The sequence below is a fragment of the Methylomonas sp. LW13 genome (genome assembly GCF_016865255.1).
In the GTDB taxonomy this organism is placed as follows: Bacteria; Pseudomonadota; Gammaproteobacteria; order Methylococcales; family Methylomonadaceae; genus Methylomonas.
Genome location: NZ_CP033381.1, coordinates 713619 through 740555 on the forward strand (window position 1 = coordinate 713619; position 26937 = coordinate 740555).

Genomic DNA, 26937 nt, shown 5'->3' on the forward strand with positions numbered 1-26937 from the left:
ACCACGATGACCGGTTCAATTATTGATACCGAGACTGCGGCGGGCAACCGCCGCCTTGCTTCATTGGCACACGATAAGCGGACCGTCAGGGTCCAAGACGTCAACGGCCAGCCAATCAACCCTTGCCATCCGGCCAGAGCCCGGCAGTTATCACGCAAAAAACGTGCGGTTCGCGTTTGCCGGCATCCCTTTACGATTCGTTTAAATCCGGAATACCCAGCCGAAGCCTTGCAGAAAATTTACGAAGAGGATCACGCACCATGACTAACTCGCAACGCCAACGTGCCGATCAGTTGTTCACGGTACTGGCCTACGAATACGACCATCATCTGTTTCTGATGGCCGATAGCAGTATTGGCTTCGGCTTTCTGTGCCGGCCGATGACCGGCGCCGATGCCAGCGTGTCGGCTCGGGTCAACGTTTTACTGAATCAGGACTGGCCGCCGGAAACGCTCTTACAAGTGTCACTGTGGACCTCACCGGACATCGAGGAATCGCTGGCCATCATGCAAACCCGGCGTTTGAAACAGCAAAAACCGACCTATAAAACCATGACCCAAGCCAGTATCGAGTTCTTGCGGCAAGGCACCACCAAACCGCCGGAAGCGATCTCCGGAGCACGCCTGCGGCGCAGTCATATTCTGGTCACGGTCAAATTGCCGATGGCCTATCCAAGACCCAGTGAACAAGACATCCGTCGTGCCAGCGAATTGCAAATGGCCACGCAGCAATCGCTGTCGACCATCGGCCTGTATCCGGAACTATTGGGCGCCGATCAGTATGTGCGCATTCTGAACACGATTCTCAACTGGCAGCCCGATGCCGGCTGGAAAGATCGGGTGGTACCCGAATGCGATCCGACCCAACTGATCCGCGACCAATTGCTGGATTACGACAACGCCCTCGAACTCGATGAAAAAGGTCTGTGGCTGGGACATAAGCGCGTCAAGACACTATCCGCCAAACGCACACCCGATCATTTTTACTTCGGCAGCGCCAAAAGCTATTTGGGCGACATTCTGTCCGGTACCCGTGGCATCCGCCAGAATGCTTTGCTCAGTCTGACCTTGCATTACCCGGATGCCGAATCGACCCGGTCAAAACAAGAAGGCGTTAGGCAATTCATTACCAACCAGGTCAATACGCCGATTGCTCACTTCCTGCCGGTGTTGGTCCAACGCAAACACCATTTCGACGTGTTATTCGACGCCTACCATGACGGCGACCGGCCAATCCGGGCCTATTTCGGCGTGCTGCTGTTTTGCGACGAAGCTGAAGAAGCGGCGGCGGTCTCCAATGCGCGGGTGTATTTTCGGGAGCTGGGTTTTCAACTGTTGGAAGACAAGTATTTCTGCCTGCCGTTTTTTCTGAATTGTTTGCCGTTTGGGCCGGAACGTTCGGCGATTACTGATTTGAAACGCTATCGCACCTTGGCCACCCGGCATGCGATTCCGTTGTTACCGCTATTCGGCGATTGGGCGGGCACCGGCACGCCGACTTTGAATTTCGTCTCACGCAACGGTGAACACATGGCGGTCTCGTTGTTCGATACCACCGGCAATTACAACCTGTGTATCGCCGCCGAATCTGGCAAAGGCAAATCCTTTCTGACCAACGAGATCATCGTTAGCTATCTGACCGAGGGCGCACAAATCTGGGCCATCGATGTCGGTCGATCTTACGAAAACCTCTGTGAAGTGCTGGAAGGCGATTTCGTCAAATTCACTCACGGTTCGGGGATTTGCATGAATCCTTTCGAGATCGTGCAGAACTTCGAGGAGGAAGCCGACATGCTGGCCGGCTTGGTCAGCCAAATGGCTGCGCCAACCGAGAAACTCACCGACTTTCAAACCGCAGGTCTCAAACGGATATTGAAGCAACTGTGGACTGAAAAAGCCCAATCCATGTCGGTGGACGACATTGCAAAATGCCTGTGTACCGAAACCGATCAACGCTTGAAGGATGTCGGCGAGCAGTTGTTTCCGTTCACCACCCGAGGCGAATACGGTCGCTACTTCAACGGCAAGAACAACGCCAAGTTCACGAATGACTTTACCGTCCTGGAACTGGAAGAACTCAAGGGCCGCAAGCACCTGCAGCAGGTGGTCTTGCTGCAGCTGATTTACCAGATCCAGCAGGAAATGTATCTCGGTGAACGCAACAGGCCCAAGATCGTCATTATCGACGAAGCCTGGGATTTGCTCACCGAAGGCGATGTCGCCAAGTTTATGGAACACGGCTATCGGCGGTTTCGTAAATACGGTGGCGCGGCGGTAACCATCACCCAGTCGGTGAACGACTTATACCGCAATGCCGCCGGCCGCGCCATTGTCGAGAATTCGGCGAATATGTATTTGCTCGGCCAGAAAGCCGAAGTCATCGAAGGCATGAAGCAGGATCGTCGATTGCCGTTGTCGGATGGCGGCTATGAATTGCTAAAAACCGTGCACACCTTACCCGGCGCCTATTCAGAGATTTTCTTCATCACGGAGATGGGTTCCGGCATCGGCCGACTGATCGTCGATCCTTACAAACGCATTCTGTTCTCCACCAAACCCGAAGACGTCAACGCCTTGAAGCAGCTCCGCCGGCAAGGCTTGAGTTTGGGTGATGCCATTCAACAACTCATCGACAACCGCAGCAGCAAACCCAGGGAGATTACCTATGGATCCTAAATCGCAATGGCTCAGCACCACGCTAATTGCTGCTTGTCTGGGTGGCATCGGCGGTTGGCTGGCGGCACAACAGCAGCTACAACAACCCTTGGCGCGCCTGAATCTGGTTACACCGGTGTTCGTCCTTGATCGCGCCAAGCTGATTCAATCGATACCGCCCAATGCCAGCCAGGAACACATGGCCAAGATCGTCGAGGATTGGCAAGGTCAGGCCAAAAAGCTCAGTGATGCGGGTTATCTGGTCATCGATTCGACGGCGGTGGTGGCTGCTCCGGAGGATGTCTATGTTCGACAAGCCGGACGCTAAACGTAGGATTAAACCACGGTTCCGTTCTCGGCCGCGTTTAGCCCAGTTTCTACTCAAGGCGGTACCGATCTTGTTGCTGGTGTTAGCGGTGGAGCGCTATATCGGCCAACGTTTTCTGATCGGTGGCGACGACCAGGTCGATCGCTGCCTGCCGGACAAATGGATTTACCTGATCGACACGCACAACAAGGACATCTGGCGCGGCGATTTGATTGCCTTTCGCGCCGAACGCATGGCGCCTTTTTTTAAGGATGGGCAGATCATCGTCAAAATCGCCGCCGGCGTGACCGGCGACACCATTCACGTCGATCCACAGCACACCACGGTCAACGGTGAACGGGTCATTGATGGGTTGCCGTTGACCGAGAAACTCAAAAGGCCCGCGACCCAATTCAAACGTCATGAAACCATTCCACCCGCTGCCTATTGGGTAACCGGACAAACCGACAAAAGCTTCGATTCACGTTACTGGGGCTATGTCTACGACCACCAAGTCATTGGACGGGCCTATGCGTTGTTTTGAGCCACCTCAATTTCGTTGGCGGCAAGTGGCGGTCTGTTTTCTTTGCTGGTTCAGTGTGCAATCGGTTCAGGCAGAAGAAGCTTGGCTGCAACGTTCTCAGGCTATTTTGCAGGCATTGGAAGGCCAGGCTAGGCCCGATTGGTTGAATGGCCAATCTGAACAGTTGGACGTGAAACGCCAGGCGCAACAAGTGTTGGAAGCGTCGCAAGCGATCCAAACAGAGGCGCTATCGACTGGATCGGAAAACGTCCAGCCGACATCCATTTCGAACAAGCCACTCACGCTGTTGTTTGTTTCCTTCTCGCTGGGTGAGTCCGCACTGAAAAGCATCTTCGAAGAATCGGCAGGTCGGGAAGACATATTGCTGGTGTTGCGCGGCCCAAAGCCTGGTCAAAAACTACCGGCGTTAATGGCCGATCTCAAGCGATTGTTGAAAGGCATTGATCCTCTGCCCAACATCGTGATCGACCCCACCCGTTTTCAGCGCTGGTCGGTAACGTCAGTACCGGACATCGTTGTCGAACAGGAAGGCAAATCTCGGTTACACGTTCGAGGTGTCAGCAGTCTGTCCTGGCTGGACGAGCAGATTAAAGCCGGCAAACAAGGTGATTTGGGAACGATGGGCGATGTCGGCGAGATTGCTGAAATCGATTTGCTTGAAGAGATCAAACGCCGGATGGCCGCCATCGACTGGAAACAAAAGCAGCAACAAGCTATCGCTCGGTTTTGGGAGCAGCAGAAATTCGAAGTGCTGCCGGTGGCTCAGGCCGATCGTGATCGGAGCGTGGATCTGACCATCACCGCCCCGCGCGATCTGACGGCACCAAATGGTCAACTGATCATCCGAGCAGGACAAACCGTCAATCCCTTGGATAAGATACCGTTTGGCCTATGCCTGAAGGTGTTCGATGCCACTGTGCCGGCACAAGTTGAGCTGATTCAACATCAGTCCTGCCAGAACAAACAGGCTCGGGTGATGTATTTGGCCACGTCGCTGCCGCGCCAGTCCGGGTGGGACAGCTTGCAACGTTTGGAAACCGCGTTACAGGCACCGGTGTATCTACTGACGCCGGATGTGCGCAGTCGTTTTCAATTACAGCAAGTACCGGCTATCGTCGAACAATCCGGTAACCACTTAGTGGTTCATGAACGAAAACTGCCTGTCTCTTCGGGAGAGCGATCATGAAACGATTCGTTTTCCCTTGGGTTTTGGGAGGCTTGATAACACTGGCAACCCCGCTTTATGCCGACACCACCAATAGCGTCGATCCGTTGTGCTCGGACGCCGAACTGTGGTCCGGCAAACTGATCACTGATATTTGCTGGAGCTGTCTGTTTCCGATTCGAGCGGCCGGGGCGTCGCTGGGTGGCGGCACTGTACCGAGTATCGCTACCGACGAGAAGTTCTGTTTCTGTACCGATAGCATGAACATTCCGGAACTCGGTATGACCATGGGCTTATGGAATCCGGCCCGGTTGATCGAGATCGTTCGTAATCCCTGGTGTTCGCCTGCGCTGGGCGGGCATAAGTTCAGTGCTTCAAATGTGCGATTGATCGCCACCACCGGCAAGGCCGACTTCGATGCCAGCGAGATGTCGTTTTTCAATTACCACTATTTTGCCTTTCCTCTGACTATCCTGCTGGACCTGTTCTGGGATGGTCGTTGCAACAGTGATGGCTATCGGGATTTCGATCTGTTGTACGTCTCAGAACTCGATCCCACCTGGAACAACGACTTGCTGGCATTCTTCACCAGTCCGGAAACAGCCTTGTTTGCTAATCCGGTGGCCATTTCCGCATGTGTTGCCGATGCCGCAGCGGCGGCCACCGGCAATCCATTGGATGCCTTGTTCTGGTGTGCCGGTGCTTGGGGTCATATGTATCCTTTATCCGGCATTTCGCCGACCAGTTACGGCACCGATCCCAGAATTACCAGTTTGTTGGCCACGCGGGCGACGGCGTCATTGCATCGGCGCGGGTTGGCCTGGAAAACATCGGGCAACGATGCTTTGTGCGGTGGCTATATCTACCCCTTTATCCCGAAATCGCAATACCGGCTATCGATGTTTTATCCGGTCGCCGAAACCGAGTCCAATCACGCCATTGGTGAGACCACCTTCAAGTGGGGTGCGGGTCGCACGTATCCAGGGCCAGGTGAAGATCATCTATACATCTTATGGCGTTTTCAAGACTGCTGTGTTGGCCTATAGCGATGCGTCAGATATTTGAACCGCAAGCACTAATTACACAAAGCCTTTCAGCGATACTCTGCGTGACGCTGGCCTGGACACCGTTTGGTATCTCCTGGGCGGATGCGATTCAAGCGGCCGGGCGCGATGGCCAGCAACTGGGCGAGCAAGTCCTCGGCGGTTTTGCGTTTCCGCTCGATACTGGCAATGGTTCGCTGACCTTGAATCCTGGGACGGCTCAGGAAAGCGCCATTTCCATAGGCACCCTGTTTCCGGATACCCATAGCACCACGACTACGACCCAAGACTTTGCCGATCTTTATGGCAACAACCCCGGAACGATCGCAGCCGGGTTGGACGCACAGACCGCCTTGAACGGCGAAACCAGCTTCACCGGTGAAGCCTATCGCACCTTGATCGATAACGCTCACCAGTCACACCCGGACTTACACGCCGATCCGATCTGGCAAGCCGGCGACCAGGTGTTTGCCGATTTTACCCCATGGGCACAGTCGTTCTCGGACTGCACGACCACAACGACCCAAACCGAAACCCAGCAATCGGTGCGGGTGCCGGATTATCAGCTTTGTCTCCGGCAACCGACGGTGCCGCAAAGCTGCACCGCCACTCACCAAGTCAATGTCGAGCCCTTGATCCGCTTCGTCAGTGGCGACGGCGGGTTTTCCAGTTGCGGGCCGGGCTGTATGGATTTGTATGTCGGCAGGGTCGGTGATGATTATTGGGAATCCGATTGCGGCTTGTTTACCTGGCAGGTCAAATACGAGGTCTTGCATCCGGAAGCCATCACCAGTGCCACGCTGGAATACGTCAAGTACGATGACCACACTCGGGTCTATTACGATAATCAATTGATCTATACCGGGTCGAGTGGCTGGTACGGGGATTGCGAGCTTTACACCAGTTGGAACGAATATCCCAACACTAATGTGCTGTATGCCTTCAACAGTAGCGGCATCAAGGTGTTCAAAGAAGAAACCCGCGTGTCCGGACGCGGCGAAGGTTATTCGCGAATTCGCTTGCGTTATGACCTGTCGAAACTGATCACCCAGGACGAATGGAGCTGGAGCGGGCCGAATTGCCAAAACCTGGCCAATGCAATTACCGATGGCATTTGCCAGGCTGGCAGTCAATTGAGTTGCACGAACGATCCTGCCAATGCTTCGGGCTGTTACGTCGATCCCACGTCGCAAGTGATGGTCTGCGGCTCAGATTTGGCCCAAGCCCCGGTGGCCAGTTCGTCAGGGATTCGCAATACCTGCATGGCTATTCAAGCCTCAGGGCATTGCGATTTGAATCAGTATGGGCAATGTTGGACCGACACCGCCGGCACCCACTGTTTGGAGCCGCCTGCGAATGGTATGCCCAACAAGACCTGTGAATCATTGGAAACCAAAGGCTGCTCGTTCATCAAAAGCCAATGTACCAGTGTACTCGCCTCAGGCACCTGCTGGGACAGCGTCGATACCTACGACTGCGGGCAAACGGTGGGCATTCCCGGCATTCAAAGCAACACCCAACAACAATGCGCCGGACCGATCCGCTGCATGGGCGAAGAGTGCATCAGCGTGAATCGCACTCAGAGCCAGGATTTTAGCAAGGCGGTCGCCTTACTCAATAGTGCCCAGCAAATGGCGATGGACTTACAGTGCGACTATGCCAATGCCGATTTGCAGCAAAAGGATCCGACTACCTGCCAGGTATTTCAAGGCAAACCCGCCAGTTGCAAAATGGTCGGTGGCGCGCTCAGTCTGGTCGATTGCTGCGAAACGCCCTCGGGTGCCATGGGATTAGGTCAATATATTGATTTGCTGATCGCCACCAGTCAGATGGACGGTGCCGTCATGGCTATGGACAGCACCTCCGCCTTCCGGGGCGCCTGGGAAACCATGCGTACTCCGTTTACCTTGGCCGGCGATGCCTGGAACAGTTTTCAGGCGGATTTTGCTTCGGGCGTCAATAACTTGGTCGGCACCGACATGCTGAGTACCAGCGACATTGCCTCGCAAGGTTTACTGGATTCACTCAAAGGCGAATTGATGAAGTCGGTGGCGGAATGGATCGGCCAGACCTTTGGCGAAGCGGCTGGTAACGCACTGTTCAGTGCCGGCGGTCAGGCAGCATTTGATGCGGCGGGCAATCTCACACCCGCCGCGCAATCGGGTGGTGTGCAATTAGGCGGCGGCGCGGCAGTGGCAGGACAACTGCTCAGCACCTTGATGACAGCCTATACCGTGGTGATGATCATCATCATGATTATCCAGATCGTCTACTCCTGCGAAGAACCAGAATACGAACTCGCCGCCAAGAAACAGCTCAAAGTCTGCACGGATCTCGGTACCTATTGCGAGAGCAAGGTGGCTGGTGTGTGTTGGGTGCGTAAGGAAAGTTACTGCTGCTACAACTCGCCGCTAGCGCGCATCCTCAACGAACAAATCAAACCGCAGCTGGGCATGGATTTTGGGACGCCGGAAACTCCCAGTTGTACCGGGATTAAAGTCGCAGATCTGGACCGCGTGGACTGGACACAGGTCAATCTCGACGAGTGGTTGGCGATTCTGGCTCAGACCGGGCATTTGCCGTCCGCCGCCAATGCCGCTTCCATGCTGAATCTGGATCAACTCACCGGAACGGGCAGCCGACTCAATCCGCAGAAATACGGCGCGGCCTCCAGCGGCCGACAAGACACCTTGACCCGCACCCAAGGCCGGATGACCGACCTGGACGTCCCTACGGTCAAACGGCAGTCGGAACTGGAAGGCTGGGGTATGGGGCCGCAATAATGCGGCCAGAGGCTTACTGAACGGCGTCTTTCAAACCTTTACCGGCTTTGAAAGAAGGTAATTTAGCAGCAGCAATGGTGATTGCTTCGCCGGTTTGAGGATTGCGGCCGCTGCGTTCGGCACGCTCTTTCACTTCGAAGGAAGCGAAGCCCACCAAAGCCAAAGAATCTAACACGACAACAGTTTCAAACCTTATCAACAACTTTTAGTTCGATCATCACATTCAAATGACGTTCCAATAAAACCGGTACCCGACCGCCGGTGATCAAAACTCCCGCTTCCATATTTTTTTCCATCGCAAACCCCGTCAAATTTGCGCTGGTGATGAAGCAAGAATTGGCATCGGCCAATGCAATCTTGGCATGAACTCTACCGCCAGAGAAGACATCGGATTTTCGGACCCATGCGTAAAGCGATGTCTCGGGAACGAGCTCTCGCATCTTACCGATCACGTCGATGCTCACACTTCCGCCATGATCATGTGATGACTCCAGCAACATCGAAACCTTCACTCCGCGGGTAATCGCTGCATTCAGCGCATCGATGATCGACGATACGTCATACGCGACGAAACTGGTGATGAACAGTGATTTTCTGGCTGACTCGATGACCTGTAGCAATGCTTGTTCCGTTCGGCGAGCCGAAACGAAAGGTGTCGTCGGTCCGGTCCATACGAGTTCCAGGGATTGCTCGGCGCTGATTTTGTCGATTGTGTGAGACGAGGCGGCCAACATCGCGGCCAACTCACCGGCAGAGACTTCGCTGGCCTGCCACGACTTTTTCAATCGATCGAGAGCAAACGCCACTTGATGAGTGCTTTCGAAATCAGTCAGCGAAATGGCTTTGGATTTTGCATTCCTGACTCTGTTGGCAATGGCAGCGACTTTTTCACGAGGCACCAGTGTCACGACTTCGGTGATGGCATCCAGCAATGCCTCCATGTCAGAACCCCTTGAAGAAACCGGCCTCGGCATGTTCGAAGGTCGGCACCAACAACGCCCTGTCGAGATAGCGGTTACCGCGTTCACATGATGTTTCCGCCACGAACGAGCAAGCATGGCATGCGGCGGCATGTAGCGTTCTATCCTTTCCAGGATCATGCTCCGAACACAACGGGTCGGAAGAACACACTTTGGCCCGTTCCAACGCTTGTTTCAGCAATCTTCCCAAGTTTTCCGGTTTACCGAGTTCGACCAGACCTCCCAAAGTGCCATCGGAATCGGCCGCAGCAGTGTAGATCAAGATACCGGCTTGCGGAATATCCATATTTTCCGCGTAGATCCGTTCACGAATACTGGCGGCGTTGTAACCACATTCCAGGGCCAATTCCCTGATCAAGAGATGTGCCAGCGTGTGTAGCATGGCATACCGAATACCAGGGTAGTCGGCATCGGCGCTCAAGTGTCTAGCATTACGCCAACCTCGGTGACCAGTCAGCAGGACATCGTCGAGGTCGGTAACGGCTCTTTGGGCTTCCCAATCTCTCAGCGCCAGTTCATCGAATTGAATGAAGATACCTTCACCATGAACCTCGCTGGCTGGCACCCATTCGGGTTTGACGCGAGAAATCGGCGCCATTGCCGTTCTATCCTGTCCAATCGACTCGTCCGGCGATTCGACCCGCGTGAAACCGATCAAGGCATTGACTTCTCGTAAGCGTTCCAATAGCAACACCCGGCTGATTTTCGACCGGAATCTCTCCGGCACGGCGACGGGTGTACTCATGAAATGCGGATAATCGGCCGGAGGATTCGGGGACGACAATACCAACCATTCGGGGCCTTTGATGTCGGATTGCTCGACTGGCTGATTCGTACCGTTCTTGTGATCTTGAATAGCAGCCCAAATCGCTTCCGCTTCGTATGCTTCGATGCCTTGGGCTTCGCTGCGTTTCTTCAGCGCTTTGACGGTACCTTTCAATTCGCCGAGATCTTCGACATCGGCAAAATCATCCCAATGATCGATGATGATCTGCGACAAAGGTGATCCATTCTGTTGCGGAATAGCCAATGCCGATAGGTTCATCGGAAACCAACTGTTGGTGGCTCCCAAAAGCACCGCTCTGGGTTCTTCGGTGCAATCGGCATCGAATTTATCCAGGTGCGGGTGACGCCCTCGGCAACCCGGAAGATTTTCCCTACCGGCGCGCCCAAAGGCATGCGCCATGCTGCGGGATGCCGTACAAGCATCGCATTTGACCCAGAGATTTTCGGTTTGTAGCGATGCACCGCTTTCGAAAAAACGTAAAGTACCTTTGCATTCGCTGGGACCACCATGTACGAAATAATGCCACGGAAAATCGTCCAAATGGCCGCCACGACAGGCCAACAAGAAACGCGCGGGAACCGCATCGGCATCCTTGGCTTTGTCACTGCCTTTCGAACCCGTGCAGCCTTTATGCACGAATTTCGTCATTTCGGGTCTATATCGATTTTCTTTCAAACCGAACAAACCCAGATCATAAGGTGAGAGCAAGCCGCATTTCACACACCGTAGCCACCGGGGAAAGGGGCGCACGGGAACACCGATGTTCGACTCGGCCGACCAAACATCGACCACTTCGTTCTTGCTGAATGGAGGCATGCGCAGACTTTCGACCTGTCCGCCCAGCACCTGCCGCACGGCATTCAACAAACGGGCCTCATGGATGGGTTGGCATCGGTCGCGCTCCCAACGGTCGATACCGGAGGTCACCACCGACATGTTCGGCAAATCGATCAGAGCCCCCGGACCATAGGTCCACAGCAATTGGCTGGGACGCACCTCGCCAACCGGCGTCTTTTCACTCATGCTTCACCTTCTTCATCTCGTTCCGTGACCGTCGGGCGCGGTCTCCATTCTTGATCTTCGTCCAGTCGATTCGTGTTCATGATCAATCTCACACCGGGCTCGACTTCACGCATCGACATCGGTACCGTCCAATCGTCCCAGGCTCGCAAACCAGGTGTCTTGATCAACGCAACGGTGGTGTCTCTTTGTTGTCCCCGTTTTTCATAAGCCAGTATCCTCCCCGGTTTGTTGGCTTCCTTGGCCCAATCGTCCGCCCTGGATTTCAACTCCTCCTTCGCCAATTGCTTCTTGGCGTTGTCCTCGACGATACCGGCGCGTTTCGCCAAGACTTCGACGACGTCGACGATTTCTCGTTGATGGGCTTGTTGTAAGTGGCTGGCGCCATCGTTCGGCGCAAACTCGTCATGGCTGAGACGCATGACACTGAGCATCGCCCCGGTCAGTCCACGATCCATCGCTCGCGGCGAGAACGGTGTGACAGACTGTGCTTCGACGTGCTTGTAGAATGTCGCGTGATAATGCTCGAAAGTTTCGTAGTGCGAGAGATCGCGGGGTCTAGCCCAGGTCAATACCGTGCAGACCAGGCCCGGCGAGGCACGTCCGACTCGACTGGTGGCCTGGATGTATTCGGCGGTTCCCTTGGGTTGACCATTCACCGCCATCAATCCCAGACGATTCACGTCGACCCCGACCGACAGCATATTGGTGGCCAATACGACATCGATGGCCCTGACTTCTCCGTCGCTCCAACGGCAGACGTGTTTACCCTTGTCCGAGTCGTATTCGACCTTGAACTTCACTTCCAACTGATCGAGGTACTTCGGTATGTCCTGATTGGATACACGAGACGTCAACTCCTGGATGTTGTTGACACTCCTTTGGCTCAAGCCCGGTCGATCGACCAGGCTCATCTGGACACGATAGGATCGCGTTTGTACGTCGTCCTCGGCCAGACGTTTCATGCCGCCCAGTTCACGTAACGAATTGAAATAACCCACCATCGTCATGTAAGGATCGGCAGCCGAGCCGAATCGCTCGAACAGCGTCTGACCGGCGGTCAAGAATGCCGTATAGACGCGAATCAACATGGCCGGCCGCGAGCTACCGGGCGAACAGACTCCTAGGTACCGGCGTCCCGGCCTTTCCTGGATCGGACGCTGAACCGAGAAAAAGTTGTCCTCGACATCCAAGCCATGGGGCGGAAATACCGCAACCTGGCGCATGAACACGTTGTTGACTTGTTCGCGCGCCTTGCGTACCGTTGCGGTCGAGGCGATGATCTTCGGCCGTATGATCGAGCCATCGCATTGCCAAGCACTCAGCTCGTCCACGGCCGTCTCATAAAGACCGACCATGGTCCCTAGCGGGCCGCTGATCAAATGAAATTCGTCCTGGATGATCAGATCTGGTGGGCGTATCGGCGAAATCGCCTTGACCTTCACCGCTGGCAAGCTTTTCTTTGACTGATGAGAACCGTGGCAGTCGGCATCCGGCAATACCAAGCCGTGCCTCGGGCATTCCTGGTTTGCCCGACCGAACAAGGTCCGAACCTCGCCGCGCCAGGCCATCATCGCAAACTTGTCGACCGTGCTGATCATCATCGTCGGTGGACGATGGTAGATTTCTTCGTCAACGACCAAAACCGGTATGCCTGGATGAGAACGTTTACTGGATTTTCCTTTGGAGAATTCGCACTGGCCTTTTTTGTCGCCACAGTAGATCACGGTACGCAGCGTGTCTCGATCGACTTCGATGTCACGGCCCGGTGCGATTTCAGAACCGCACCACGGGCAACTGGTGAGCTGTGCCGGCGATGCCAAGCCAGCTGTATTCTGACCCGGATTGCGCCTGGCCTCGATGGCGCGATGACTGTCCTCGGTGGTACCCGGCGTCACCTTGTTACCCACCCACAGACCAATGGTGAAGGGTTCACGGCCCAGGGATTCGTCCCCCTCGTTCAGCGCTTCCCTGCGTATTACATCCATCGCGCAGATCAGCGCCGTGGCACGCTGGAATTGTTGTAAGGTCAACAAGCGCAAGGTATAGCGCATGATGACGGTCAGGCCGCGAGAGCCGTCGTAGCCACCCAAGTTCGGTTGCATGCGTCGAATGGCCATGGTGAAGGCGGCGACGCCCAAATACGCTTCGGTCTTACCGCCCCCGGTCGGAAACCACAACAAATCGGCGTAAGCCTCGATGGGTTGGGTTCGATCCGGATGTTTGGGGTCGGCCAAAGAAGGAATGGCAAGCAGCAAGAAGGCGAGCTGGAAGGGGCGCCAACTGCGATTTTTCGGCACGTCGATGCTGGCCAGCGTGCGCTCTTCCTTTCGCCTCATCGCCAACGAATAGATGCTGCGTACCCGCTGAGTCGCCATCGCACGGTTGGCGAAGCGAAAGGCCGCCAACGCCGCATCATTGGTTTCCAAGGTGGTGATCCCTTCGCGAAGACGCAAAAGAATCGAATCGCAGCGCTCCATGGCCAAACGAGCCTGAACGTCGTGCCCCACGACAGCCTGGCCGATAAAGCTACGTTGTTCGCTTATCCACGCCGCATAATCGTCGGTCAAGATGCGCAACGCATGTACCAATTCTTCTCGCTTCAAAGACGCCAAGGTTTGCATGTCCAGCCAGCCGTTATGCGACATCTGGATCATCGCCTGTCGATCTCCGGTGTCTTCTCCAGGCGTCTCCGTCACCGGCACCTCGTATTGGGGCATGATCACGGTACGAATCTCGGTGGCCAACGCCACGTCTTCACTCGCCAGGGCATGAACCGCCACACCGTGGCCGACACCGAACTCGACGCGATTGCGGTAGATCATCTCCAGGGCTTCGCGCTCTGGGTCCGCACCATTGGCATCCAAGACAGGCCGGCGTCTAAAGATCGCTTGGTTTTCAGTCCCCGGTGCCGCCCGCACGATCACTTCTGGCTGGAACAGCCAAGCAGTATCACGATTTTCGGGTGGTTCCTCCTGGGCATTGACCAGAAATAGCGTCACCAAACGGTCACCATTGGCGTTCGGCGCACGAATGCTGCCTTGAATCCTGATTTCCGGTCGTTCGGGATCGGGTGCCTGATGGGGAATGACGCCCGTCGTCAGTGGCAACGTCAGTTTGCCGCCACACGGTATACGCTGCCAAACCCGTACCCTGACTTCTTCCTGTTCCACCCGAATCACGTTGCCATCGGCGTCGCGTATCTTGCGGTTGATGGTCTTGGTTACACCGCCATCCTCGCCCGATAGGCGTTCGTAACATCCGAAACGAACCTCCACTTCGATCGTGGGTGCATCGCCGGCGACACAAAACGTGAGCCCCATGCTCGAAGGAATCAGCGATTGGTTGCTACTGGCATCGATTTCATCGCCAGCATCGGATTCGGGTTCGACACGACCGGTCGCTCCGGCGAATTCGGCACCGGGTTCGTGTTGGCCAGGCACCGAGGTATCCACCGACTCCTCGTCTTGATCGATGCGAGAGCCTTCCCAGCCGTCAGCGGCGCCAGTATCTTGTCTGGGTGCCAATTTGCCGACCAGATAGCGATCGCGCACGCTCATGTCGACGATTCGTTCGTGTGGCCCATCGGCGGGGCCGAGTAGATCGTCCATCACGGCCAATTGCAACAGCTCGCGAATGTAGGCTTTTTCCTTGGCGCTTTCCCTCGAGCCGATCACCGGCACGTCCTCGAGACGCACTTTCGCGATCTTGGCCAATCCCTCGATGAAGTCGTTCCATTGCAGCCGCCCCACGGAACCCGAAGACGGCGCCGAGAAACCGGAATCAGCCAAAACCACCGGCACCTCGAACGGCAGCGCTCGGTCGAAATACAGCGTGGTGTCGTCGAGATCGGAACGAATCCGCATGATTCGGGCGACTTTCGTGATGGCCTGGGTGTCGTCGATGACCAGAATCCAATCGTCTTCCCGAATCGACTGGTACAGTGAACGTTCACCTCGAAGAATCAGCACGAAGGTTTTCAGGATGGGATCGACGGGTAACGCTCGATCCACTGCTATCCAGGCATTGATGTCGGTCATTCGGTGTTTCCTTTCAGGTCGGTATCAGTTGGGCCAGGATCGTGATCCTTGGAGGTCGACATCGAGCGTTGGCGTATGGCTTTTCCCAATTCCGTGAGTCGATAGCGTTGCATTCGACTGGTGGGTTTGTCGGGCAGGGTCATTTCGATCACCCCGGCAGTCAACGCCGGTTTCAGGTAAGCGCTTCGGAAGTGCTCTTCGCCCTTCAAGCCGAGCGCGGTCTGGATTTGCATGCGGGACATTTCGCCGACCACGGCTCGAATCACGCGCTCGACTTCCCCTGCGACTTCCCCTGTGACTTCGGGGGTAGTGTCGGTGATCCTTCGCGAGCCTTCATCCGGCAGAAAGAGCTCGAAAGCCTTGCGTGCCCGGTCGTTGGTATAGACGGGCTCGGCGTGGCCCAATGCTTGCCATTCGCGGCGCATCATGCGCAAGCCGGTGCCGGCCTGTTCGCACATGTCGATGCGGCGCAGGGCCATGGCAATGGCCGGGTTGCGCACTTCCTTCTCACCGGGTTCCAGCAGGCGGTCATCATCGCCAAAACTATCGCCGGGGTTCCACAACTCTATGCCATCGGTGAAGAACCGGATGACCGCCTTGCGGGAGTGGTCGCCGTAATCCTGATGCAGCAACAGATTCATGGCGGCTTCGCGGAAAACGCGAAATCCGGCGGGCGCATCGCGGCGTTCCAGCGTGGCCGGATCGATGTCGCGGAAGGTTTTGGGCATGAAGAACAGGTATTTGGCCAACAACTGTTGCCAGCTTTGCAGAATGTTCTCTTCACACACCAGCCGATCGATCCAGCGCGTCTCGGGCATCTCGTCGCGGCGGCCGTAACCCAGAAACTGCACGTCCAAAATCGGGCGTGGCAGTAGGTTACGCACCGCGCGCAGCGAACCGAACAAACCGATACAGGCATTGGTGGGCAATAGTCGCCCACCATCTTTGATCAAGTAGCCCCAGTCGTAAAGAAAGTCCAAATGAGGCTGTTCCACGTCGAAGCCGGGGTTGGCGGCATGAAACCGGTCGCGAGACCACTTCAGGCTGCCGCCGTGGAGAGCCTCGTCGAGATCGACCCGCGTGAAGGGGTGGCCATCCCAACGATCGGCGTTGGCATCCCGCAGCATGCGTTCGATGTCGCGAGGCTGGGCCTTGTAATCGCCGCCACCCTTGCGAATGAAGGTACGGCGGATGTCGCCATCCAAATAGACCGGTTTACGGCTACGCGGATTCTCGGCGACGTGGAAAGCCAACACGATCTTGCCGTCGACGTCATGGCGATGTTCGGTGATGTCCAAGTCGTGATTGACCTTGTTGTCGGCATGCAGCACCGACAGAAAATCGTTTTGGATCTTGTCGGGTTCGTCGACACCTCGAATCTCGAACTGCTCGCCGTCCTGCTTGATACCCAATACCAACCAGCCGCCATGGGTATTTGCGAACGCCGAGACGGTCTCGAACGCGGATTTCGGCAAGGCGTTACGCGCCTCCTTGAATTCGGCGTCGTTCCATTCGCCGGATGACAGCAAGGATTGGAGATTATTCGTCCTGACGTTCAAATCAGCCATTTAGTGATTCTTTTAACTTTCGCTGCGCCACAGAAGATAATTTACCTATCAGCTCTTTTACTTGAGCTTTGAAAGAAATTTGTCGATTCGATCGACCTGTTTTGACCGATCCAAATACTCGGCATAGGCATCTCTAGCAGATTTGATCAACTGGTCGTAGTACATGACTCGTGCATTTAACGGTTGTAATGTATTGGTTACATAACCTGCAGGTAAGTATGACTCTTCCTCTTCGGCTACGGGGCTCCCGAGAACGAAAATGATCGAAATCAATGGATTTTCATTTCCTTCCGCCTTCAAACATTTGGCGAGTGCCGTCCTGTATTTTTGTCCTTGCTCTTGTAATTCCACCAACTTCATTGGTCGACCAGCGCGTTTCAATTCCACAATGATGTGCTCTCCCGCATTCGTCTTATAGCGAATATCCAAACGCCCTTTACTTTCATCATCAGTCAAATCAGCAGCGAAATCCTTGTAATCTCGTTTTAATGTTTGCTCGATTCGTTCACTACCCGCAGCTCTTTCCCAGCCGGGATCTAGTAACCATAAATTTTCGAACAGATGTGCTTGAAGGACCTTTTCCTTGGCGTCAACATCGACCAGATCTTCAAATTTCACGATTACATCCAATCTCGCCCTGACGATATCCCTATACATTGAGCCCTCCAGCATAGATAAGTCAGCTAACAACGGTAGCAACGACTCTGCAGTTAGGGCAGGTAAATTTCCAAGATTATGGCTGGCATCCTTCAATCGAAGTCGTTCGAATGCAAGCATTCCAGAGCGATATAAATCCTTACGATCTTCCTCGGATTCAAGTTCCACGCCTAAAATCACTCCAAGTGTCCGCCTTGCGGCGTCTCTTTGACCTTCTGGTAGATTGTCGATCCACTCTCCCAAAATTGGGGTCTCTTCGACTGCTTCCTTTCCTCGCGCTTCATTTCTCAACTTCGTCCAGTCATCAGAAATTGAAACCAAGGTTTTGCGGAGAAAATCTCTCAAGGCGACATATCGCTCATCGTCTTCCATCAGCCGCTGTCTATCACTGGTGGCAATATCTTCCTCACTTTCGACGTCCAGAAAATTGGCTTCGATTTGACCGGTCAGATAATTCCCAAGGAGCATATTGAATCCCAGTTTGTCCAGGATGTTTTCCTGGATCAAGCGTCCTCTGGCAATCACGACCAACCCATTCATTAGGCCTGCATCTTCGGATGCCAATTTTTTGGGTCGGGACGCAGCGCCTAACCAACCACCTACGATCCAATCGGGACGAATAACTGATATTTGGTTTGGTAACAAGAAACGTTTCTTTAAACCAGGACAAAAACCAGCTGGGATACGCTCCGAAGGTTCAAACTCCCACAAAAATTCAATCGCCTTGAAATCCTCTCGATCTGCCGGTCCGATCGCCAAATCATTGATTCGGACATCAAAGCTATCTCCATTTTCTGATTTGATGCCAATGATCGAAAAGCGCCTGGCGATACGCTTTCTTAAAGCATTTACCGTTTGGCTCGTGCGCTTCTTTTTCAACTGAGTCAGAATTATTCGAGTGCCCTTTGATGGAGGTTCATCGTTGGTAGGAACGGGTTTATATTCCTCGTTACGTGAAACAGCGGCTTCGATTCCCTTCGTTTCCATTCGAAACGCATGATGTTCGCTACCTTTGGTAGTGATGACGGCGACGACATCGGCAATGGAAAATAGTGCAAGCTTACCGATGCCTTTCCTTCCCATGAATGCACGACCACCTGGAGATTTGGCTCCTTCTTTTTGTCGTTTGTCATAACCGACATAGAGGAAACGGTCATTGATATCGTTCAAAGCCATACCAACTCCATCGTCTTCAATCACGATTCTGTCCTTGTCAATTTTGATACTGACGTTTTTTGCATCGGCATCCCAAGCATTGGCCACTGCCTCGGACAATACTGCCGCTGCATTACTGTATAGATGCAAGCCCAGATGATCGAGAACCCGCAAGTCCAACTGCATTTTGTATGGTGAATCGCTCATTTTTTATCCTTTTTCTGAATTCCTGCCGTTTCAATCATTTATGGTTTGGCTCTGAATTTCATGCATGATTCGTCACCTTGAGTTTCCACGAATTCATCGCTGATCAATTCATTTAGTGCGTCACTCCAACAACCCGGGTCGGCACCACAACCATTCAAAATGGCTGATTTCGTGAACCAACCTTTGTGAGCTTCGAGCCAGGCGAGGATTTGATCGGATGCGTTCGAACCCCAAGAATTACCGCGCTTGGAACTTTGAGATGAAGCTGAAGGCTCAGGCGATGGAACAGGCGTATCAAACAAACTGGTTTGAATAGATTGCTGCACCGATGAAGGTTTGCTCTTTGATTTAGGAGTCGACTTGATCTTGGTATTAGATTTTCCATGTAACCCGGCAGCGACTTCTGCTTCGTAACGCTGACGGTTCAATTCCGACAGTCGCCGTAAGACTTCGACACGTGCAGGCTCCGAAATGGTGAAGCGGACGCGGTCGTTCTCCGGCAAATATGGCACTTCGTGGAAACCGTGACCGAGGTCAAGGTCATCCCAACCGTAGGCACTCATGACGGTGGTGTCTATTTCGCGTTGCAACTCACGCAGCGCTTCAATGCGAGGATCGCGATCGGTGTCGTTATGGATGCGGTTGTAGACATCCGTCAAACCAATTCCAAAATCTCTGGAAACTGCGGCTCGACTATCCAAAAATCGTCTGGCAATGGTACCCAGATCGTCAGGAAATACGAGTGGGAGCGGTAACGTCTCAAGAGCATCACTCGGAGTATATCTCAGTCGGCTTTCTAGACGAGAAGCATTCTTACGAACCCACACCTCGTGAAACTGGCTAAACAAAAGCCCCAGAAGTGCAAATGAATCGGAACAGAAAACAACCATGCTGTCAGACCACACATAGTTTGAAGGCGTGACTGCAGGAGCGATGAACTTTGTGACTCGCGACAGGCAGAACACACTTTCCATCTGGCAAGTTTCTGAAGACCAGCCCACCGGGTGACGTTCGAAATCGCGACCACGACCGATGGCATGATAAAGCTCAGATCTTGCCCGGAGAAACAACCACCACTTTTCGCGTGCTCCCTTATCCTTATTGGCAAGGCGCTCCGCTTTCACGTTCACCTCCAACCACTCGTAAGGTAGCTTGTACGTTCTCGCCTTCGCTTCCGGCCAATCCCAGAAGTTGATCACCCAGCGGCTCGGCTTCTGCTCAGGGTCTGAATTGAGATCATCGCCGTTGATGTAGGGAAAGATCACTTCGCCGTTCCTCGGATCGGCATCCAGCATCCTGCGAGCCTGATCGGGTAGGAGCACGAAGCCCATGCCAAGCACGATCGAGCCCTGATACGCAATACCCTCGTTGGCTTTTAGACGCATCGGACTCCATTCCTCTTGATCGGACAGAAAAGCCGAAATGAAGGGAGCCGGTCGCCCGAGCAGCGAACGTCCGCCGCGCCAATCTCCCTTATGAACATGCACGCGACTGGTGACGACTGCTGCCTTACCGGGCCAGGCTTCGTTCGGGTAAGCCGCATAGATTACGACGCCCGCGCCGACCATGGCCTCCAGCCCGACCTGCCGCGTGTCACCTTCCGCGATGGTGTTGACTGCTAGCAGTCCGAAACCACCACTATCGCGCAGCAGACTCCAACTCCGCAGAAAGAAATAGGCAACTAGGTCCGCCGAGCCACGCCTCCCCTCTGCGATATGATCAACCAGCCAATCGCGGAAAGCAGTGCCCGCGACGCCGGTGATGCGCTGCCCGCCTAGAAAGGGTGGATTGCCGACGATGCCGTCGAAGCCACCGCGCTCGTGCTTAAAGACCTCCGGAAATTCCAATGGCCAATGGAACGGTTGGCGTGAATTTTTATCATCGGGTAGATCGATCGATAAGCCGAAGTTCGCTCGTCGTCTCAACTGATTTTTGGCATCTGTATTTCCTTGCAAATACTGCTCTGCCTCGATGGACAAGGTCATCAACGCCGCATCGAGAGCATTTTGATTCCCGCCCGTCCTAAACACTTCACCGACGAATGCATCCGCAATCCGTTCCGGTGCTTCGAGTTTGGCTTTGGCTTCGGTATCTAGCCTGGCCATCGCTTCCACGTCATGAATGTCCCGAATCGGCATTTGGCGTAAACGTTTGCGCAGTTCGATGGCCTCGGCCACGGCCTGTTCGATGTTTCGGCCGAAGATGCGCATCTGCGTGTTCTTTTGACCCGGCGTCATACTCAGTTCGGTGAGTTGATCCAGACGATGGATGCCCAGCAGACTGTCACCACATCGCAGATTGTGATCGAGAAAGCCGAACGGCCGTCCTTTTGCAAGCGTCACCAACCAGATCGACAGTTTGGCGAGTTCCACCGCCAATGGATTCAAGTCCACACCGTACAAGCAGCGCTCGGCGATCAGGCGGCGGGCGATGACGATGCGTTCTTCGTCGTCTCTCGGCAAGGATTCCTCGTCGGTAACCGCGTCGCGAACCTCGCCGTCGACCGTGACGTATTTGCCTGCCGATTCCGCTTGGCTCCAGGCCTCTACCAAGCGTTCCGCCAACCAGCGGCAGACTTGCACCAAGAACGCACCTGAACCCATGGCCGGGTCGCAAATCTTGAGATCCAGCAGTTCGGCGGCCGATTTGAGTTGCCATACTTCGCGTGGTTTGCCTTCCGCCGGGCCGACATAGGCCACAGGCGTAAGAGTCTCGGTGACGATGGCTTCGGTCAGGGATTTGGGGGTGTAATGGGTTCCGGTCTCACGCCGGTCGGAACCGGTGGTGACCATGAATGAGCCGGTGGGATAGACCAACGGGTAACCCCAGGGATCGACACGCAGCAGATTTGCGTAGGGTTTGACGCGATCGCGCAACGCCACGTCTGCGTGACATGCGGTCAAAAGTTTGTCGGCCAACACGTCGTCGACGGCCTTTGCCAGGTCGTTACGGATACGGCTGGCCGAACTGCCGGAACGTTCGCGGAGTAAGTCGGCCAGTTTTTCATCGTCGGCTTTTCGCGCAATATCCAGTTCGGTCAGGGTCACCCAAGGTACTTTGGCAGTGCTGGTAGCACGCAATTCCAGAGTGACGTCCTTGGCGCGTTTGACGGTGCGTTCCAGCAAGCCTTCGTAGACGTAACCGATCTGTTCCACGTCCAGTGCCCGATAGGACAAGGTGCGACCTTGGAATTGCTGGATCGCGTCCAACAGCAACAAGACGGTGCGATTGTCGATGGGCAATGGTTTGGCGGGATCGGTGCGCCATTGGCTGTGTTTGTCCCGTCCTTCCAGGAACGGAAAACGGTCGGGATCGAACAACGAGCCACCCAAGGCCGGCATGCGCAGATTCTCGTGTTCGATGCCGCCGTAGACAGCGCGGAACAATGCCAGCAATCGCGACCAGGCATCCCAGCGTCTTTCCAGGATTTCCGCGCTGTCTGAACGCAACTGCATCCGCAACGTGGACAAGGCGTAGTGGGCTTCGTAGCGTTCGTCACCCAACAGCAACAAACCGCGTTCTTCGGCCGATAGCAGGAACACCAAGCGCATCATCACCGTCAGTGCGGCTTCGTAGATTTCGGCGGTCGAAACGTTGGCCAACAGGGTTCGATCTCGGTCCAGGTCGGCTTTGTCCAAGGCCTGGATCAAGACTTCCACGGCTCGACGGACCTGTTCGCCGAGGGCTTCGGTGACTTCGTCTTGGTGTTTCAGCGAGCGATCGAACAACGCCGGCAGTCGTTCCGACTCGTCGACGAAGAAACGGCGGATACCGAGCAGATGCACGAAGGCTTGCAGCGTGACCGGTTCTTGCCCCCACAAACGGGCATACCAACTGGCAAAGGTGGTGACGGCGCCGACCGGTGCATCGACCAGCATCCAGCGTTCACCATTGGTGAGCAATCCCAAGCGGCATCCGGTTTTGCGGCAGAGGTTCACCATCCTTTCCGCCGGGCTGGTGGCCCAACCATCACGCTTACTGGTGGCTTCCAGATCGGTGTGGACCGGGAAGGTTTGGACCAACATCAGAGCATTGCCGCTCTGTTCGTCGATCACGGCGGCATCGGGCACCAGTTTCATTCCGTATTCGGGTAAATCGACGATGAGTTCATCGGGAATGGCCGAGCTACGCTTCAAGACATCGCCGCGTCCGTCTTCGTCCAATTCCAAACCACGGGCCAACACTTCGTCTATCCAGGCCTGATGTAATTCCGGAAAATGCGGGTCGTCGTTTTCCAGGCCGTCACGCCATTCCTCATAGGCTTGGCGTAGGCGTTTGCGTTTGTTGGCATCCAGTTGTTCGAGGCCCTGCGGGAATACCTCTTTCAGTACCGGCACCGCCAGGAAGGGACCGGAGATTTCGATCAGTGACAACCATTCGGTATTGGTATCGTTGAAGCTCATGCTCGTCCTTCAACGCTCATGGCGGCTGGGACCAGGAAGACGACCGCGACCGGGAAGGTTCGGTCGGTGAAATCGGCATAGCGGGCCTCGATGGCTTGGATTTCACGCTGGCGTTCCTGGGGAATGCCATCCAGACGCGCGCGTAACGCGCCGAGATCGCGTTTGAGCTGGGTTTTCTCGTCATCGCTGAATAGGTCGAATTGTTGAGGCTGTTCGTCTTTGTGCAATTCGGCTTGAATGGCCTTTTCGAGTTCGGATAGGACGTTGGTGATGTCGTCGATCTCTCGGTCTTTTCTGGTATTCAGGGTGTTGATCAAGTGCTTGAGCCTATCCTTGGAACGGGCATCGATGGTTTGCAACAGTGCATTTTCGCTACGCTCGAAACGCGAGCGTAGCAATTCCAAAACCGCTTCATTCACCATGGATTGCTGAGTCTGCTCCAACCAGGCTTCGATCCGCTTCACCCCCTCTTCACGTTTATAGCCCTGCTCACGCAGATAACCGCCCGCATAGGTCAATTCCTCGTGTAAGCGGTGATGATTGCCGCCGGTGATCACCAGCCGGGAAATCACTACGACAGCGATTTCAGTGAATTCGGGTTCGCTCACGCTACGGACCGTGACACGGTGGAGTTTTTTGACGTCGTCTTGAGCCCAGATTTCCGCCCGCAACAGGCGCAGACACATCTGAACCAGGCGGTGATTGAGGTGGATCAGTACCACGTCGTCCCGGCCATTGGCGACCTCGTGATCGAAGGTGATGGGTCGGGTGACCTGGGTATGCGGATGCCGCAGACCTTCGAGGCATCGCGCCCAGGTACCCGCCAGTGCGGGCATTTTGAAGACCGTGCCTAGCGGCGCGGAATCCAAGTCGATGGGTTCTAGCGGCGGCTTGCCGGCGAGCTTCAGTCCGGTTTTGACCGCCATTTCGATGTGCCGAGGTGTGAGATGGAAGTCGTGACGCGTTTCCAGGAGCCTTTCGTGTAACTTGGCGATGCGTTCCTCGAGTTGTCGTTCGGCCTTCACGAACTTGCGGGCGCTGGCTATCTTCGCTTCCGCCATCCGTGTGTCGAGTTCCTCGGCGGAACCCTCGATCAAGCCGGCCATTTGCGGCGCGATGACTGGATTGACGCTGCCCATGTCGGCGCGCATCGATTCGAGTTTGCGTAGTGCCCGAATGATGTCCTCGGCGTGACCACCGACCTTGTCCTCGCCATTGCCGCCATCGACGGGGTGCCAGATCGACACTTCCTTGTGTCGTTGCCCGTGACGATCGATACGGCCGTTGCGTTGCTCCATGACGTTGGGGTTGTAAGGAATCTCCAGGTGGATCAGGCAATGACAGTGATTCTGGAGGTCGATACCTTCGGATGCGGCGTCGGTGGCAAGTAATATCCGTACGGCGGAATCGCGCGGCGAGGTTTGGAAGGCGGCCTTGATGCGTTCCCGTTCGTCGTGGTCCATGCCGCCGTGAAGGATTTCGAGTCGCTCGCCGCCGAAACCGTGACTGGCCAGGATTTCATGCAACCATTGGTGGGTGGTGCGGTATTCGGTGAACAGGATGACGCGGTTGTCGTTCCAATCACCGTTCGTTTTCAGATGTTCTTGGCACCAGGCCAGAACGGCCTTGGCTTTGGAATCGGCTTGATTCTTGGCACGCTGCGCCCAAGTCCTGAGTTCATCCAATGACCGACGTTGTTCCGGGGTGAGTTCGGGGGCGCGCCGAGAAGCCTCTTCGACGGCTTCGGCTTGGGCAGTTTCATACTCTTCGTCGTTGGCATAGTCTTCTTCGACTTTGAGTATGGCTTTGTACAAAATGCGTTCGGCCATCGTGTCTCGCCTTTGCCGATTACCCGCACCGGAAAGGCTGGCGATGTGTTTTTCCAGGGTCGACGCAAAAGCAGCGGGCGACGAGAACAGACGTTTCTTCAACAAGCGGTTGGTAAAGGCCGTCCCAAAGGCATCGCCTTCTCCAGCGGCATATTGTTCGCGGCTGGCGCAATAGTCGTCGAGTTTCTTGTGAATGGCCCTTTCTTCGTCCGTATAGCCCACCAATAAGGGCTGCAAGACCCGTTTGGGATAGAGGGGATTGCCATCGGCATCGACCAAATCGCTCTTCAGCCGCCGAATCATGACTTGCGAAAGCCGTTTTTCATCCGGCAGGATGTTGCGCGCAAAGCGCTGATCATCGAGCAATTCGAGCAAGGAGGTGAACGATTCCGTATAGCCGTTGTGAGGCGTCGCCGTCAGGAACAATCGATGTTGAAAATGCGGACCGATGGCGCGGATGAACCGAGTACGTTGGCTTTCCAGGGCATAATGCGCCCCGGCCGAGGGTGCGACGTTATGAGCTTCGTCGACCACCAAGATGTCGAATTTACGCGGGAACTCGATGTGCGGGGGCAGGACGTCTCGCATCAGGCGTAGACCCTCGCCCGATTTCGCCCAGTCCATGGAGGTGATCAGTCGGGGATGTGAAGTCCACGGATTGGCGTGGATGCCGCGCTCGCGGCGCAATTGTTTGATGTAGGCGGTATCGACGATTTGGAGTTCGAGACCGAATTTTTCCAGCATCTCGACTCGCCACTTTTCCTGTAACGAGGCCGGACAGACGATCAATACCGAGCGCGCCCGATGTCGGAGCAACATCTCCTGAATGACCAAGCCCGCCTCGATGGTCTTACCCAAACCCACGTCGTCGGCGATCAATAGATTGACGCGGGCCATGTCGATGGCCCTGACCAAGGGATCGAGTTGGAAGTCTTCGATGCTGACGCCGCTACGGAAAGGGGCTTGAAGGAAGCCGCGATCGGCATTGGTGGCAGCGCCCCAACGTACCGCGTCGAGAAAGGCTTCCAAGGTGTCGGGATCGTCCTGGCCGGAAATCGAAGGCAGCCCGGCGCGTTCTATAGTGTGAGCACCGGGTTCGATTTCCCAGATGACTTCCAGCTCTTCGCCGAGGCCGTCTTCGTCGATCGACGACAGGGTCACCAGATTTTGTCGAGCGTGGTGGCTGGCCAACTGGGACGATACTACGTCCGCTACGACCCATTGGCGGCGCCTGACTTCCACCAGCTGGCCTGGTTCGGGTGGCGTGGCATAGATTTTAGAATTTTCATCGACAGCTTCGTTTATTAGTTCCATCTGTGTCGTCTTCACTATTGTAATTTTGGACGAGACTGGTTTTAGCCTCGTTCCTTTTGGTATCTATGATCGTTTTGATGGCATTGGCTGCCATTTCCGGGCATTCGTGTTCCCATATACGAATCACGGTCCAGCCAATCTCTTTCAACTTGACATCGGTATCGGCATCTCGAGCCCGGTTGGCTTCGATCTTCTGCAGCCAAAACTCCGAATTGCTCTTGGGCCAGCTCGCGTGTTCCGGACAACCATGCCAGAAACAACCATCGACGAACACCGCAATTTTGAGCTTGGCAAAAGCCAAATCAGCGACCCGACGCGGCCTTTTCAACACTTGGTAATTGACTCGATATCTCAATCCCAACCGATGCAAAGCTTTTCGCAAAGCCATTTCGGCTTTTGTGCCCGTCTGGCGGACCTTCGTCATCCGAATGCTGGCTTCTGGTGACGAAGATTGGATTCGTCCCATGGATGCCATCCAAAT

General features: G+C 55.0%; 15 protein-coding genes and 1 pseudogene. 7 read left to right on the forward strand and 9 right to left on the reverse strand.

What is annotated here, in order from left to right; translation table 11 throughout:
- Nucleotides 1-6 precede the first annotated feature (6 nt).
- From JL719_RS03150 to traN, 7 genes are read left to right on the forward strand one after another with little or no spacing between them, the layout of a single operon-like run.
- Nucleotides 7-264: an RRXRR domain-containing protein gene (locus JL719_RS03150; protein WP_033155949.1), complete on the forward strand. Its 258-nt coding sequence runs from the start codon at nt 7-9 to the stop codon at nt 262-264.
- Nucleotides 261-2675: a type IV secretion system protein TraC gene (gene traC, locus JL719_RS03155; protein ID WP_033155950.1), complete on the forward strand. Its 2415-nt coding sequence runs from the start codon at nt 261-263 to the stop codon at nt 2673-2675. Before JL719_RS03150 ends, traC begins: the two co-directional genes overlap by 4 nt.
- A complete protein-coding gene (locus JL719_RS03160) occupies nt 2665-2982 on the forward strand; it encodes a hypothetical protein (protein ID WP_033155951.1) in 318 nt (105 codons plus the stop codon). Before traC ends, JL719_RS03160 begins: the two co-directional genes overlap by 11 nt.
- The gene (gene lepB / locus JL719_RS03165; RefSeq protein WP_033155952.1) at nt 2960-3505 is read left to right on the forward strand and encodes a signal peptidase I; all 546 of its coding nucleotides are present in this window, start codon (nt 2960-2962) and stop codon (nt 3503-3505) included. Before JL719_RS03160 ends, lepB begins: the two co-directional genes overlap by 23 nt.
- Nucleotides 3492-4691, forward strand: coding sequence for a TrbC family F-type conjugative pilus assembly protein (locus JL719_RS03170; protein ID WP_084153244.1), 1200 nt, complete (start codon nt 3492-3494; stop codon nt 4689-4691). The genes lepB and JL719_RS03170 overlap by 14 nt, the downstream gene beginning before the upstream one ends.
- Nucleotides 4688-5716: a TraU family protein gene (locus JL719_RS03175; protein ID WP_033155953.1), complete on the forward strand. Its 1029-nt coding sequence runs from the start codon at nt 4688-4690 to the stop codon at nt 5714-5716. The genes JL719_RS03170 and JL719_RS03175 overlap by 4 nt, the downstream gene beginning before the upstream one ends.
- 2 nt (nt 5717-5718) lie before the next feature.
- On the forward strand, nt 5719-8496 hold the full coding sequence (traN, locus tag JL719_RS03180) for a conjugal transfer mating pair stabilization protein TraN (RefSeq protein ID WP_033155954.1): 2778 nt from the start codon (nt 5719-5721) through the stop codon (nt 8494-8496).
- 13 nt (nt 8497-8509) lie between these two features.
- Here traN and JL719_RS03185 read toward each other — a convergent pair.
- The 9 genes and pseudogenes from JL719_RS03185 to JL719_RS03225 form a co-directional block, all read right to left on the reverse strand.
- Nucleotides 8510-8665 (reverse strand): annotated as a pseudogene (locus JL719_RS03185) (HU family DNA-binding protein); the annotation flags it as partial.
- Nucleotides 8666-8681: 16 nt separating this feature from the next.
- Nucleotides 8682-9437: a DISARM system phospholipase D-like protein DrmC gene (gene drmC, locus JL719_RS03190; protein WP_033155955.1), complete on the reverse strand. Its 756-nt coding sequence runs from the start codon at nt 9435-9437 to the stop codon at nt 8682-8684.
- Between the two features lies 1 nt (nt 9438).
- Nucleotides 9439-11286, reverse strand: a complete 1848-nt coding sequence (gene drmB / locus JL719_RS03195; RefSeq protein WP_033155956.1) for an MrfA Zn-binding domain-containing protein — start codon at nt 11284-11286, stop codon at nt 9439-9441.
- Complete coding sequence (gene drmA / locus JL719_RS03200) at nt 11283-15296, reverse strand: DISARM system helicase DrmA (protein ID WP_225892996.1); 4014 nt, start codon at nt 15294-15296, stop codon at nt 11283-11285. Before drmA ends, drmB begins: the two co-directional genes overlap by 4 nt.
- Before the next feature lie 23 nt (nt 15297-15319).
- The gene (locus JL719_RS03205) at nt 15320-16891 is read right to left on the reverse strand and encodes an RNA/DNA-binding domain-containing protein (RefSeq protein ID WP_051669797.1); all 1572 of its coding nucleotides are present in this window, start codon (nt 16889-16891) and stop codon (nt 15320-15322) included.
- 57 nt (nt 16892-16948) lie between these two features.
- Nucleotides 16949-18910: a BbrUII/HgiDII family restriction enzyme gene (locus JL719_RS03210; protein ID WP_033155958.1), complete on the reverse strand. Its 1962-nt coding sequence runs from the start codon at nt 18908-18910 to the stop codon at nt 16949-16951.
- Between the two features lie 38 nt (nt 18911-18948).
- Nucleotides 18949-23313, reverse strand: coding sequence for an Eco57I restriction-modification methylase domain-containing protein (locus tag JL719_RS03215; RefSeq protein ID WP_033155959.1), 4365 nt, complete (start codon nt 23311-23313; stop codon nt 18949-18951).
- Entirely contained in the window at nt 23310-26456 is a 3147-nt protein-coding gene (gene drmD, locus JL719_RS03220; RefSeq protein WP_033155960.1) for a DISARM system SNF2-like helicase DrmD, read from the reverse strand. Before drmD ends, JL719_RS03215 begins: the two co-directional genes overlap by 4 nt.
- Nucleotides 26428-26922, reverse strand: coding sequence for a very short patch repair endonuclease (locus JL719_RS03225; RefSeq protein WP_051669799.1), 495 nt, complete (start codon nt 26920-26922; stop codon nt 26428-26430). The genes drmD and JL719_RS03225 overlap by 29 nt, the downstream gene beginning before the upstream one ends.
- Between the last annotated feature and the right edge of the window lie 15 nt (nt 26923-26937).

Coding starts and splice junctions, on each gene's coding strand:
- JL719_RS03150 (WP_033155949.1), top strand. CDS start 7: ATGACCGGTTCAATTATTGATACCGAGACTGCGGCGGGCAACCGCCGC.
- traC (WP_033155950.1), top strand. CDS start 261: ATGACTAACTCGCAACGCCAACGTGCCGATCAGTTGTTCACGGTACTG.
- JL719_RS03160 (WP_033155951.1), top strand. CDS start 2,665: ATGGATCCTAAATCGCAATGGCTCAGCACCACGCTAATTGCTGCTTGT.
- lepB (WP_033155952.1), top strand. CDS start 2,960: ATGTTCGACAAGCCGGACGCTAAACGTAGGATTAAACCACGGTTCCGT.
- JL719_RS03170 (WP_084153244.1), top strand. CDS start 3,492: ATGCGTTGTTTTGAGCCACCTCAATTTCGTTGGCGGCAAGTGGCGGTC.
- JL719_RS03175 (WP_033155953.1), top strand. CDS start 4,688: ATGAAACGATTCGTTTTCCCTTGGGTTTTGGGAGGCTTGATAACACTG.
- traN (WP_033155954.1), top strand. CDS start 5,719: ATGCGTCAGATATTTGAACCGCAAGCACTAATTACACAAAGCCTTTCA.
- drmC (WP_033155955.1), bottom strand. CDS start 9,437: ATGGAGGCATTGCTGGATGCCATCACCGAAGTCGTGACACTGGTGCCT.
- drmB (WP_033155956.1), bottom strand. CDS start 11,286: ATGAGTGAAAAGACGCCGGTTGGCGAGGTGCGTCCCAGCCAATTGCTG.
- JL719_RS03205 (WP_051669797.1), bottom strand. CDS start 16,891: ATGGCTGATTTGAACGTCAGGACGAATAATCTCCAATCCTTGCTGTCA.
- JL719_RS03210 (WP_033155958.1), bottom strand. CDS start 18,910: ATGAGCGATTCACCATACAAAATGCAGTTGGACTTGCGGGTTCTCGAT.
- JL719_RS03215 (WP_033155959.1), bottom strand. CDS start 23,313: ATGAGCTTCAACGATACCAATACCGAATGGTTGTCACTGATCGAAATC.
- drmD (WP_033155960.1), bottom strand. CDS start 26,456: ATGGAACTAATAAACGAAGCTGTCGATGAAAATTCTAAAATCTATGCC.
- JL719_RS03225 (WP_051669799.1), bottom strand. CDS start 26,922: ATGGGACGAATCCAATCTTCGTCACCAGAAGCCAGCATTCGGATGACG.